Annotated in this window: 7 protein-coding genes and 3 pseudogenes; all 10 read right to left on the bottom strand. The window is 61.2% G+C overall.

The annotated features are described in order from the left end of the window. Positions 1 to 139: 139 nt before the first annotated feature. A complete protein-coding gene (locus tag MPC4_RS21800) occupies positions 140 to 847 on the bottom strand; it encodes a transposase (protein ID WP_425312489.1) in 708 nt (235 codons plus the stop codon). A 252-nt stretch (positions 848 to 1099) separates the two neighbouring features. Next, positions 1100 to 1219: pseudogene (locus MPC4_RS21350) on the bottom strand (IS110 family RNA-guided transposase); the annotation flags it as partial. 116 nt (positions 1220 to 1335) lie between these two features. After that, positions 1336 to 1929: a DUF3501 family protein gene (locus MPC4_RS16035; protein WP_174513400.1), complete on the bottom strand. Its 594-nt coding sequence runs from the start codon at positions 1927 to 1929 to the stop codon at positions 1336 to 1338. Between the two features lie 42 nt (positions 1930 to 1971). Next, entirely contained in the window at positions 1972 to 3330 is a 1359-nt protein-coding gene (locus MPC4_RS16030; RefSeq protein WP_174513399.1) for a heterodisulfide reductase-related iron-sulfur binding cluster, read from the bottom strand. A gap of 116 nt (positions 3331 to 3446) precedes the next feature. Beyond that, a complete protein-coding gene (locus MPC4_RS16025; protein WP_174513398.1) occupies positions 3447 to 3878 on the bottom strand; it encodes a rubrerythrin family protein in 432 nt (143 codons plus the stop codon). A 1017-nt stretch (positions 3879 to 4895) separates the two neighbouring features. Continuing rightward, complete coding sequence (locus MPC4_RS16020; RefSeq protein WP_210253670.1) at positions 4896 to 8219, bottom strand: efflux RND transporter permease subunit; 3324 nt, start codon at positions 8217 to 8219, stop codon at positions 4896 to 4898. Next, positions 8212 to 9321: an efflux RND transporter periplasmic adaptor subunit gene (locus MPC4_RS16015; protein ID WP_174513397.1), complete on the bottom strand. Its 1110-nt coding sequence runs from the start codon at positions 9319 to 9321 to the stop codon at positions 8212 to 8214. The genes MPC4_RS16020 and MPC4_RS16015 overlap by 8 nt, the downstream gene beginning before the upstream one ends. Before the next feature lie 623 nt (positions 9322 to 9944). Continuing rightward, positions 9945 to 11456: an efflux transporter outer membrane subunit gene (locus MPC4_RS16010; protein WP_174513396.1), complete on the bottom strand. Its 1512-nt coding sequence runs from the start codon at positions 11454 to 11456 to the stop codon at positions 9945 to 9947. A gap of 453 nt (positions 11457 to 11909) precedes the next feature. Beyond that, a pseudogene (locus MPC4_RS16005) lies at positions 11910 to 12083 on the bottom strand (YgaP family membrane protein); the annotation flags it as partial. 203 nt (positions 12084 to 12286) lie between these two features. Then, a pseudogene (locus MPC4_RS16000) lies at positions 12287 to 12756 on the bottom strand (NAD(P)/FAD-dependent oxidoreductase); the annotation flags it as partial.

Here is a 12756-nt window from a genome sequence, read left to right as displayed (position 1 = left end):
GAGGACGGTCCGAAAATTCAGGCGACGCGGCAGCCGGCGCTGAAACGATCGTCGGCCTCCGGCCGTCCTCCATTTCAGCGCCGGCTGCCGCAAGAGTCTTGCTGTCTTTGATTGGGGGCATAACCACGGGATGTTTGTCCTATGCCCCCAAGGCTAAACTCCCGGCAGGTCTTTGTCTCATCATCCTTGGCACGGAGGGGGGTCCCCCGTCGCTAACCGCTTTTGTTTTTCCCGGAACGCCCCGCTCCTCGCGGCGTCGCGCTCGGTCTTGTTGCTGGCCATGCAAGTCGCGCGTGAGCACAAGCGCTTTCTCGACCCGGCGCTCGCGATCACGAGCCGCCCGCAAGCGCGCCGCAGCCTCGCGGCGGCTCGCCGCGCGAGGATCGCGCAAGGCTTCTTCTTGAAGACGGCGTACCGTTTGCGCCGCTTCTTCTCGGCAATCTTCCAAGGTCGAATGCCGGCGGAACGAGGCCGCTCCCGCCGATGCTCGCACACGAACGCCGTCTTGCGCCACGCGATCCAAACTTGCAACGCCTGCCATTACCAAGCCCGCGAAACTGTCGATGAGAAGGTCTTCCAACGCCGCTCCGTGGCCAACACGAAAATCAGCCAAGGTCTTGGCGTTCACGCCCACTCCGCCGCACAGGCACCGATATGCGATATGCTCGCCGCAAAGACGCGCCACCTGCCGCGCACTCGCCACGGCCTCAATCGTCGCGAAAAGCCAAAGAGCCAGCAAGATGCGCGGATCCGCCGCCGGATGGCCGGGCCGCCCCTCGAGGGATTTGATTGGGCCGAGCAACGCGGACAGGTCCAAGCCTTCGACAAAACGCCAGACCGCACGCACGCGATGATCATCCGGCACGAGTTCCTCGAGGCTGACCGGACGCCACTCGACCTGGCGTCGCTCCGCCGTGCGAAGCCTCGGCGCCGCCGCACCAATCCGCTCCGGCGCAGCCTGCGCGGCCAACGTTTCGAAGAGTTCCTCGTTCTCGTTCCCAGCCACCGGCAGCCCCCACGCATCAAATCCCGTTGCTGGATTCTACGCGATGAAAACCGCCCAGACCCTCCCAAAACCTGCCCTAAATCGAAAGATTTTCAGCCTCTCAGTCTCGCTGGGGACCTTGACCTCGCGGACGACCTTGACAGTCCCGTCCACAATGCACAGGCTGCTTTCTTTCAAAGAGACATCGATTCCCGCATAATATTCATATTCCATGGCTGTTCCTCACATGATGCTTGGAGCCGATCGCTCGGACTTCGCTTCAACACCATCATTCTGAGGGACAGCCCCCCAACCTGGCTATGCTCGCGAAGGCCAGCCCATTACGGCATCTAGGCGTCGAAATCGCCGACGAGCTCCGCGCGCACAGTTTCCGGCATGACCGCCATATGGCCGTAGTTTGGATGGGCGAATCCGAGCACGACCTCAGCGCACGGAGCGCGAAAAGCCGCGATATCGCCAGGCGAGAAATCAAAATGGACGAACTGAACCGAGGAGGCCTTTCCGTCTTCCCGGGTGCGGTCTTGATCGGCCTCGGCGCGGCAGAAAATGCGATCGCCGCCGACTTCGATGAAGGCCGTATTTTCGATGCCGCCGAGGGTTGAGAGCACAGCCGCGCGCCGCCGCGGGTCATCGATTTCGATCATGAAGGTCGCGACCAGCTCGCTGCCTTTCGGAACGAGCGGATTGTAGGCCGCGATCTCTTCCGGAACCTGCTCGGGGCCGCCCTTTTCGATGAACACCATCTCATGAACCTGCAGCCACATCGTCTCATAATTTTCGAAGTAGAAGGTCACATAGGGTCCGACCTCGACGTGGCGGTTTTGCTTGCGCCCGGCGATTTTGCGCCGGCTCTCGGCACGGACCTTGTCATATTCCGCCATGGGAAGAATGTCGGCCGCGGTCAGATTATGCCTGTCAACCATGGTCCGCTCCGCGGTTCACGAAAAAAGTTTTGGGCGTGCCGCTCACGCTTCGAGGCCATAGGCTTTTGCGATCAGTTGGATCGGATGCGCAACGAGCTCCGGCGCAGCCACTCTTGGCCTCTCGCCGTCGCCGATCAATGCCATTCCTTGCGCGATATGATGGCCGGCGAGCGGGCATTCCGAGGTTATGACCGCTTTGCCGCTTTGCGCCGCTTGCCGCGCGACGGGCGCGCCGACCTTCAGAGCGGTCTCGAAATTTTCGGTCTTGCAGCCCCAAGCGCCGCCATGTCCCGAGCAGCGCTCGATCACCTGCAGATCAACGCCGGGAATGAGCTTTATAAGTTCGCGCGCCTTCTGTCCCATGTTCTGCGCGCGGGAATGACAGGAGACATGCAAGGCGACTCCCCCTCGTTCGAGCGCGCTGAGACCTGGCGCCAGCCCCTCCTTCCGAGCGATGGCGACGATATATTCGCTGATGTCCGAGGTCGCCTTGGAAAGGTGCTTGACGTCTTCGTCTTCGGGCAGGATCAGCGGCCACTCGGTCTTCAGCATTAAGGCGCAAGAAGGCACCAGCGCGATGACGTCATAACCTTTGTCGATCCAGGGCTTCATCGCCGCCGCGACGGTCTTGGCCGCATTCGCCACCTCTTCGATGGCGCCTTGTTCGAGCATGGGCATGCCGCAGCAATGCGGGTAGACGATCTCGGTCTCGACCCCGTTCTTGGCCAGCACCGCGCTTGCGGCGAGGCCGATCACGGGCTCATTGTAGTTAGCGTAGCAGGTGGCATAGATCACCGCCTTGCGGCCGAACGCCGGCGCCTCGCGATTGAGCGCAGGGGAAGAGGCTTTTTCCCGCGCGACGAAACTTTTCAATTGATAGGGGGGCAGAAAGGCGCGCCGATGGAGCCCCACCGCCTTTTCGAGAAGACCGCGCGCAGTCTTGTGGGCGCAATCCGTCGCCCAATTGCCGAGCGGGGCGACATAGGCTGCGAGCGCCCCATTGCGATCCGTCTTCGCCAGCTCGCGATCGGCAAACTCCACCTCCCCCTTTTTCGCCTCGACGGCGCGATAGCGTAGCATCAAATGGGGAAAATCGAGATTGAACTCATGCGGCGGCACATAAGGGCATTTTGTCATATAGCACATGTCGCAGAGCGTGCAGGCGTCGACGATAGGCTTGAAATCCTTGCTCTCGACGGTATCCAATTCGCCGTTCGGCGCGGCGTCCACAAGATCGAAGAGGCGCGGAAAGGAATCGCACAAATTGAAGCAGCGGCGGCAGCCGTGACAAATGTCGAATATTCGGCGCAGCTCGGCGTCGAGCTTTGTCTCGTCGTAAAACTCCTGGTTCCGCCAATCCAGAGGGTGCCGGGAGGGCGCCGCCAAACCGCCTTCGCTCATGTCGCGCTCCTGTCACTTTAAATTGGTTGCCAAAAACAATTCGATAGACACGCCCATACCCGGCGCAAGACGACATGCGCCGGGTATGGCCTAAAATGCGATGAAGGTCGCGCCGTTCAGGCGTTTTGCTTCTTCAGTTCGTCGAGGGCCTTTTGGAAACGGCCGGCATGGGAGCGTTCGGCCTTGGCCAGCGTTTCAAACCAGTCGGCGATTTCGCCAAAGCCTTCCTCGCGGGCCGTGCGCGCCATGCCCGGATACATATCTGTATATTCATGGGTCTCGCCGGCGACGGCCGCGCCCAGGTTCAAAGTCGTCTCGCCAATCGGCAGGCCGGTCGCGGGATCGCCAACCGCCTCGAGAAATTCGAGATGGCCATGCGCGTGGCCGGTTTCGCCCTCGGCCGTCGACCGGAACACGGCGGCGACGTCATTATAGCCTTCGACATCCGCCTTTTGCGCGAAATACAGATAACGTCGGTTCGCTTGCGACTCGCCAGCGAAGGCTTCCTTCAGATTCGTTTCGGTTTTGCTGCCCGCGAGCGACGCCATTTCGACTCTCCTTATTCGTTTCCAACACGAGGATGATTTGATTGGTGAAAAGCCCGAACCGTCCACTTCCAGGAAGGAACCGGGACTTAGAATTATTCTAGCCGCTCCCGCAAGGCAAAACAAGGCGGCGATGGATGATCTTTCGACGGCAAACCGCAGCATTGTTATGCGACATATAAACGCAAAGACACCCCTCCGCGCGCATTGGCGGCTTAACCTCAATTCGCGTGGCTACCCAGATCTGTTGAGTCAAATGTAGGAAAAAAGCCTGAGCGGAGTTATTGGCCTCCGGAGAAAACTGGCGCGGAAATCGCTTACGCCGCGGCGGTCAGGCCTGAGGAAACCAGCCTCAGCATCACCGCTGCAAGGTCGCTTTCATCTTGCATTCACGGAGGCAAATACGAAGAAGCCGTCACCAGATCCAGACGCGGCGCTGTCCCCCGTCGGGCTTAGCGCTGTTCGCCCTGAACGCAGCCCAGTGAAGGCAGGTTTGCACACCATTGAAGTGCAAAAGGCCCCATCTGTAAAGCGATTCCACCGCTCTCAACGCCAATAGAGACGGGATAAGGCGTCAATCAGCGGATCTCGGCCGAAACCGCGCCCCTGTCACCCCTTCGCAAACCCCAGTCCGACGGGCTTAGCACAATGATCTTTGTCAAGAGTTTCTCCGCCTGATCTATAGTCCGCGTCCTCACGAAAACGACGCTTTCAGTAGAAGTGTTCCCCCGGCGCTCGGTCAAGACTGTGATAGCTTAAGCGAGAGCATTGCACGAGGCGCGGGGCGTTTCCCAATGGCGTCATCCATCGGCCCTTGACCTTGGCGTGGCCCGCTACAGCAATTTGTCGTCCGAAGATGGGGCTTGGCGTTGCTTCTTGATTTGCGGCGCCTCGCGCTGGTCCAGCGCGATACGGTCGTGTGATCGACCGAACTACCCTTATCTGCGAGCATCCGCTCGCGGTTTCCGTAGCTGATCGGGAACTTACCGCGACGGCGCTTGCCACCAGGAAGCGCCAGCGTTAGGCCGCCGCGGATGGGCGCCGGGAAAGGCGATGACGACGCCAGTCTTGCCAGCCGTAATAGATGAGCGGGATAACGAAGAGCGTCAGCGTGGTCGAGGCGAAGGCGCCGAAGATCAATGAGATCGCAAGCCCGCCAAAGACCGGGTCCGAGATCATCACCGCAGAGCCAAGAATGATGGCGAGCGCGGTCAGCAGGATCGGGCGAAGGCGCACGGCGCCGGCCTCCATCACCGCCTCCTCAAGCGAGAGGCCCTCTGCGCGGCGCACGATGATGAAGTCGATGAGAAGAAGCGAATTGCGAACCACGATGCCGGCCAGCGCAATCACCCCGATCATCGACGTTGCGGTGAAGGGTTGCTGCGCCGCCCAATGTCCGGGAAAGACGCCGATCAGGGTAAGCGGGATCGCCCCCATCACCACCACCGGCATAAAGAAGGAGCGGTAATAGCCGACGAGAAGGAGATAGATCAAGAGCAGCGCCACGCCGAAGGCGACGCCGAGATCGCGGAAGACGTCAAGAGTGAGACGCATCTCTCCAAGCCAGAAGAGGTTGTAAGAGCCGACGTCATCCGGCTGGGCGGGCCTGAAGCCGAAGTTCCCGACCGTGAGATGCTGTCCGTCGCCGACCTGCGATCCGGAGAGAAACTTGGTCAAGGTCACGACGCCATAGACCGGGGTCGAACGGAGCATATGGCCGGTGATATACACCACCGGATGCTGGTCGCGGGTATAGATCGGCTGATCGGCCGTGACGCGCCCGGTGTTGGCGATCGAGCTTAGCGCTACGCGTTTTGCGTCGTGAGTGGGCAAATATATGCCATCGAGCGCGGTTTCTTCTGTTCGTGTCGGCCGTGGCAGGCGCAGGATTATGGGCTCCGCCTCGCGGGCATCAGGCGTGTGAACGGCGCCGACGCGCTCGCCAGCAAAATAGGCGCGAAGCGCCGTCGCCACCTCGCCCGGCGCGAATCCGGCCATCACGGCGGCGCTCGGGTTCACCACCACTCGGTACTCGGTTACACGGTGAGGCGCCGAGTCGTCTATGTTGATCATGCCGTACACACGAGGGTAGAATGTCTCGCGAATCTCCTCAGCAAGTTTGCGCAAGACCTCGTAGCTCGGGCCATAGAGCGCCGACATCATCTGCGAGCGCACCGGCGGCCCCGGCGGCGTTTCGAGAAGCTTGATGCGGCTATCTGGAAAGGCGGCGAGCACCGGCGCGAGCGCCTCATAGAGCTCTTGCGCGATCTCGTGCGAGCCAGCGCTGCGTTCGCGCTTGTTGATCAGATTGACTCGGATCTGAGCGAAATTCGCGCCCGCGCGCGAGGCGTCGCCTCGCACCAGGGCGGCGAAATCCTCGGGGGCCGCCTGGCCAAGGAAGATCTGATAATTCGTGATATACCGGTTTCCGCCGAGCGCCGCAGCGACCGCATTCGCGACGCGGTCCGTTCCCTCGAGCGGAGTGCCGGCCGGCGCGTCGATTTCAATCAATAGCGTGTCGACGTTATCGTCAGGGAGCATCTTCAGGCCGACGCCGAAGAGCGAAAGCGGCCCATTGACGCCGGAGGGCCGCACGAACTGCCATATCGGCTGGAGCATGACGACGAGGAGCAGCAAGACGACGGCGCCCATGAAGAACCGCCGCCGGCGAACGCTTTGCAGCAGCGGCTGGAACAGCTTGAGGTAGCCTGTATGCAGCCAGTCCCGCGGCCTCCCGGCGCCTTCCCCGGGGGGCGCCGCCTCGGCCTCGGCCATCACTCGCAGCGCCTTACGCCGCAGCCAGCGGTAGGCGATATAGGGCACGACTGTATAGGCGATGAACAGCGAGGCCAACATCGCGATCGGCGCGTTGAACGGGATCGGCTGCATAAACGGGCCCATCATGCCGGTGACGAAAGCCATAGGGATGAGAGCCAGGATCACCGTGAAGGTTGCGACGATGGTGGGTTTGCCGATTTCGTTCGCGGCGGCCACCATCAGACGGCTGAAATTCCTTTGCCTTTCGTGGTGGAGATGGCGGTGGACGTTCTCGATCACCACGATGCTGTCATCGACCAGCAGACCAAGCGAAAGAATAAGGGCGAAAAGCGTGATGCGGTTAATGGTCTGGCCAGCGACCCAGCCTACGCCAAGCACGATGAAGAGAATAAGCGGAATCGAGAGCGCGACCACCGACGCCTCGCGCCAGCCGAGGAAAACAAGGAGAATGGCGACCACAGCGACGATCGAGATGGTGAGATGCTCGATCAGAGTATTGACTGCATCATCGGCCGTGGCGCCGTCGTTCCGGGTCACGGTCAAGGTCATACCCTGCGGAAGCGCCTCGCGCTCGACGGCTTGAAGCTTGGCCAGCACGGCGTCGGCCACCTCAACGCCGTTGGTGCCCTTCTGGCGGGCGATAGCGATGGTCACGGCCGACTCGGCGACGCCGGCTGGCTGCGCCGCTTTGGCCGCGGCCGGACCGAAGGCGAAGAAAGAACGCACATCTTCGGCGGCTTGCGCCGCCGCCACCGTCGCAACGTCCCGCAAGAAAACCGGGCGGCCGTTGCGCACGTCAACCACGACATTGCCAACCTCGCCTGAATCGGCAAGCGCGGCGGCGACCCGGATTGGATGCTCGCGGTCTTGGCTCACCACGCTGCCGGCCGCAAGAGTCACGTTGGCGGCGCGGATTGACGTCGCGACCGCCTCAGGGCTCAAGCCGTAACCTGCGAGCCGCGCCGGATCCAGCCACACCCGCACTGCGCGCGCGGCGGCGCCCTGCACTGAGGTCTTGCCGACGCCAGGCACATTGCGGAGATGTTCCAGCACATGCATGGCAACTTCGCGCAGCGCGTCAGGCGCGGCCTCCGCCGAACTCAATGTCAGGGTCAGAATTGGCACATCGTAGAGGCTGAGAAGCTGGATCAGGGGCGAGGCCGTGCCAGGCGGAGTGCGGTCGAGGTTGCTGTTGACCTGGTTATAGACCTTTACCAAGCTCCTTTCCTCGTCCTGGCCCACCTGAAAACGCACGGTGACCACGGCAGTGTCGTCTTGCGCCGTCCCATAAGTGTGATCGACGCCAGAAAGGGAGGCCAGCAGTGCTTCGAGTGGACGCACCACTTGGTTCAGCATCTCTTGCGCATTGCTGCCAGGCCGCTCGACCGAAATATTGACCACGGGTACGACGATGTCTGGATTGTAGGTGCGCGGCGTAAGCAGGATCGCGAGGAGCCCGAACAGACTGGCCGCGAGCATGATGAGGGGCGTCAGCTTGGAATGCAGAAAAGCGCGGGCGAAGTTACCCGCGATGTTCAGTTTCGGCCGGGGTTGCGGATCAGCCACGTGTGGATTCCGCAGGCTCCGGCCCGGGCGCGGCAGCTTGCGGCGCGACGGGACTGTTATTGATTAGGTCGGCGGTAGGCGCCGCGATCACCGTTTCGCCTGCGGCTAAACCGGCGGCGATCGCGACCTGGCCCTTTCTGCCTTCGCCAGTACGAACGAGGCGGAAATGGGCGCGATGGCCCTTGTCGACGACGAAGACTCCGAGCAGGCCGGCTCGGCGCGCGAGCGCCGTCTCCGGGACGGTGAGCATCGGAAAACGACCAAGGGTCAGCCGCAACTCGGCATAGGCGCCATATGGCGCCGTGGCGTCACCTTGCAGATGAAGCTTGACCAGATGGGTGCGAGTCCTGGGATCGGCGGCGGCGACCACCCGGATCAGGACTGCTGGAAGTGTCCTGCCGTCAATCACGACTTCGGCCTGATCCCCGACCTTGAGCGCGCCCACAGTCGTGGGTCCGACGTTGGCGCTGATTTCGGGCTGGTCGCTTGCGACAACGAAAAGCGTCGCGCCGGGGGCGGCGAAATCGCCGACCTGGACGCTTTTTTCGGCGACGATGCCCGCGAAAGGCGCGCGGATCTCCGCATAATCTAGATTGCTCCTGGCGACCGCAAGGGCCGAGGTCGCCGCCACGACCTCGGCCTTGGCGGCGATCAAGCGGCGCCGCGCCGCGTCATGTTGCTGCGCCGAGGTGGCATGAGCGAGATAGACAACGCTGTAGCGGCGTTCATCGTCGGTGGCTTCCTTTAATGTAGCTTCAGCGATAGTGACGCGGGATTGCGCTTCGGCGATCTGGCCGCGGGCGGTTGAGGCGCCGACTTCGGCAAGCAGCGCGCCTTGCGCCACATGGGCGCCGGCATCGACGTCGACCCGGGCCACCCAGCCGCCAGCACGCGATGCAAGCACGGCTGTGTCGACTGCGCTGACCGTTCCCGGCACGCTCACGAACCGGGGCCAGTCGACCTCCGTCGCCGCAACCACCCGAACGGAGGATGCCGCAAGGGCCGCTGAACTCTTTTCGGTCTTGTCGCTACAGGCGGCGAGCAGAAAGGCGGAAAGACCGAGAACTAAAACCGGGAATTGAAGAGCAATCTCGCGGCGCATCTGCCAACCTCTTCAGCTCGCGGCCAATCCACTCCGACGGCACACTAACCTCCTTAGCGTGTTGGCGCCGGCGCGCCCTAGATGCATGCGCGTGCGTGAAGTAGTTAGAGGTCGCCCTCGGCGCTTGCCTCCGCATAAATTTCTCATCCGCGTCCTTGCCTCTGCATTCAATATATTCGACATCGCTTCACCTTCAGGTCATCGCGCCCATGGCCCCTGCCAAGGGGCGCAGCAAATCTTAGGGCTCAAGGTCAGAACGCTCGTTCGCCGCACGAGCTGCGGCGAGGCTCGGGCGCCAAGCATGAAGGCGCAATCATTATTTCGGTTGGATTTTGCCTTAGCCGATCGCCAGCATGGAATGGGTATTCGATCATGACGCTAGGTTGTCGCCGAGGCGGAAGGCCTTTCGTTGGGGGTCTGCCGATTGCCGACTCTGCGCGTTGTAATATGCCCCAGACTTGGTGGGCACAACAACATGATCGTTGCGTCGGCAGATCGCAAAACGGTCGGAGTTTTGATGGCGAGGCGAATTTTTCCAAAATGGGTTGATCGCATTCGAGGTCCAGATCGACCTTCGGCGGCATGTCTGCAGAGCATCTGAGAAGACCTTATTGAGCGGATCATTATGGCGTGGGTTGCAAAGTCGCGACGCTCGTTGCCGACTCCTCCGGAAACGCCAGCTCCCAGCCGCCGCCGAGAGCCTTATAGAGCTGGACAAGATCTGTCGATACGGTGGTGGTGCTCTGCGCAAATTGCAACTCCGCCTGCAATGCGGTTCGCTCGGCGTCGAGCACGCTAATGAAATCGGCGAGACCATTGTGGTAGCGTGTCCGAGAGAGCGCCAGGCCCTGACGCGCGCGATCGACCTGAGCCTTTAGACTCGCGCGCCGCTCTTGTTCGGTACGATAGGCCACCAGGGCGTCGACAACTTCGTGCCAAGCCTGAAGCACGGTCTTGTGATAGGCGATAGCTGCCTCCTGCTGTTGCGCCTCGCGCAATTCGAGGGTTGACTTGAGGCGGCCGCCTTCAAATATGGGGAGCGAGACGGACGGGCCGAGCGCATACTGCAGGGAACTTCCCTTCCACAGAGTCCTCAGATCGAGCGTATCGAATCCGGCGCTGCCGTTAAGTTTCACGCTCGGATAGAAATCGCCAACAGCGACGCCGATCGACGCAGTTGCGGCATGGAGCTGCGCTTCCGCCCGACGAATGTCGGGACGACGCAGGGCGAGCTCGGAAGGAACGCCAAGCGGTGCGCGCGGGGGCGTCGGCGGGATCGGTTTTGTCTGCGCCATTTCGCCGCGCAACGATCCCGGCGGTTCGTCGAGAAGAAGGCTCAGCGCGTTGATCCGCGCCGTCTCTTGATCCTTGAGAGGGGGCAAGCTTGCTCGCACCGCTTCGACCTGGCCCGAAGCGTTTACGACGTCGAGATCGCTTCCCAAACCTTCTGTGGCGAGCGTCTTCGTTAGCTGCAGAATCTCGCTCGACCTTGCTAGATTTGCATTCGAAATAGCAATTTGGGCCTGGATGCCGCGCAGTTCGATATAATCGCGCGCGAGTTCGGCAAGCGTCGAGACGAGCGTGTCTCGACGCTGAGCTTCGGACACTTGGATTTGCGCGTCGGCTGCTTCGACCTGCCGCCGCACTCGGCCCCAAATGTCGAGTTCCCAAGAAGCGTCTAAAGTGGTTTGCCAGACGCTGATGGGCGGAATAAAGAACGGCGTTCCAGGTGAAAGAAACGATTTCGCGAGGCTAAAAATGCCGTTCTGGCTGTACAATTCGCGCTGATAGGAGGCGTTGCCGCTGATCGAAGGTAATTCTGCCGAAGCGGCCACGCCACGTTGGAAGCGGCTTTCGGCGAGCCTTAACGTGGCTGTTTGCACATCGAGATTGGCGGCTGCGACGCGTTCGGCGAGCGAGGCCAGGATTGGATCGTGGAAAGACGTCCACCATTTGGGATCGGGCGGCGGAAAATTGCCCCTCGCAGGCGCGAGGGCGGCGGGCTCCGACTTGCCTAAAAACGAAGCGCTCGGCAGCATAGGATCGGGCGGCTCGAAGTCGGGCCCAACGGAAACGCAGCCACACATGGAAACGAGGGCCAACGCCGCCGCCAGCATGCTACTTTTCTCAGCCATGTTCGATCCTGGGGCGTTTAGTCCGCTGCTCCGGCCTGTTTCACGCTGTGGAGGAAGAAGCAGAATGGCGCGACCGAAAAATTAGCCATGGCGGCGAAGAGGAAAACATCAAAATAGTCCGGCATTGCAGCGCATTGCCGACGAGCTCGCTAGACCTTCCCACCGAAACATCGTGCACCGACAACTTTCACGGCCGTGAGCGTCCTTTCGCAACGAGCCAGCAGATCGTTGAATGGCCGATGGAAAGGAGTTCCCCATTGCAGGAAGATCGGAGCGAGTGGACTTCCGACCGTTCGACGATTCTGACGCTCGCCCAGAAATTCCAACCAAAACAAAGGTACCCTTTTTAATCGTAAACAGGACCTTTATATCTGTCAACGTCGGGCCAGCCCAAGATCCACAATCCTATCGCGGATCTTGGGAAGAGATTCGGCGTTTCTGCGCTCTCTTATCCTATTTCTTCAGGCCACAAGTGTTGAGGCCGAGCAGCGCATATGCTGGGCAGAAGCTGAGTAGGCCGGTCAGCACCGGGATGACGCCGACATAGCCCCAGACGCCAACCTTGCCCGTGGCGGCAAGGGCGATCAAAGCCGCGCCGACAAGGATACGGAGCGTCCGATCGATGTTTCCAACGTTTGCAGTCTGAAGTGTTTCCTAAAATGTGAACCAGAGTCTGCTTCTATATCGGGCAAATGCGTTGCGATGCCTTTTGGTTTTACAGCCGGCAAATCGCCCATAGCGCGGCGTTCAACGGTCACCAAGACAATACCGAAAGAATATGCGCGCATTCGCGGCGCCATTCAGCTCATTGGCGCGCAATACGCCAACCCTCAGGAGGCGCGCTTGCCCGCCATCGGTTTCAATCTCTCGATCCCCAACTTTTTCATGACGAAGCGCTCGTACCCCGGCTCGCTCGACCCGCTGCGGATCTTGCGCAGGAAGTACTTTTCGAAGCCGACCTTCGCCAGATGCACCCAGTAGCCCTGGCTCGACCAGTTAACGTTTCGTGGCGGGATCTGCGGCAGGGCCACGAATGCGACGCCGCTGTCGCCGAAGTCGGCGAGACAGACGGCATTCCAGGTCGCTTCATGGGTCGGCTCCCGGTTGGCGATGAGGTCAGCGATATTGCGCGCTGTGGCGGTCACCATGGATTCGATCATATAGCCCGTCTTGGGCGTTCCTGTCGCGACCGGGGTCTGCTCGACTGGCGGGATGGCGGCGCAGACGCCAGCGGCGAAAATGTTAGGGTATTTCGGGTTGCGTTGATGTTTGTCAATGAGGATAAAGCCGCGCGGGTTGG

Origin of the sequence: Methylocella tundrae (assembly GCF_901905185.1) — a bacterium.
GTDB classification, from domain to species: domain Bacteria; phylum Pseudomonadota; class Alphaproteobacteria; order Rhizobiales; family Beijerinckiaceae; genus Methylocapsa; species Methylocapsa tundrae.
The sequence above is the reverse complement of the archived record's forward strand: the minus strand, read 5'-3'. Positions and strand labels throughout refer to the sequence as shown.

Bases quoted from the DNA above. Each gene is read 5' to 3' on its own strand.
- MPC4_RS16035 (WP_174513400.1), bottom strand. From the start codon at position 1,929: ATGGTTGACAGGCATAATCTGACCGCGGCCGACATTCTTCCCATGGCG.
- MPC4_RS16015 (WP_174513397.1), bottom strand. From the start codon at position 9,321: ATGCGCCGCGAGATTGCTCTTCAATTCCCGGTTTTAGTTCTCGGTCTT.
- MPC4_RS16025 (WP_174513398.1), bottom strand. From the start codon at position 3,878: ATGGCGTCGCTCGCGGGCAGCAAAACCGAAACGAATCTGAAGGAAGCC.
- MPC4_RS16030 (WP_174513399.1), bottom strand. From the start codon at position 3,330: ATGAGCGAAGGCGGTTTGGCGGCGCCCTCCCGGCACCCTCTGGATTGG.
- MPC4_RS16010 (WP_174513396.1), bottom strand. From the start codon at position 11,456: ATGGCTGAGAAAAGTAGCATGCTGGCGGCGGCGTTGGCCCTCGTTTCC.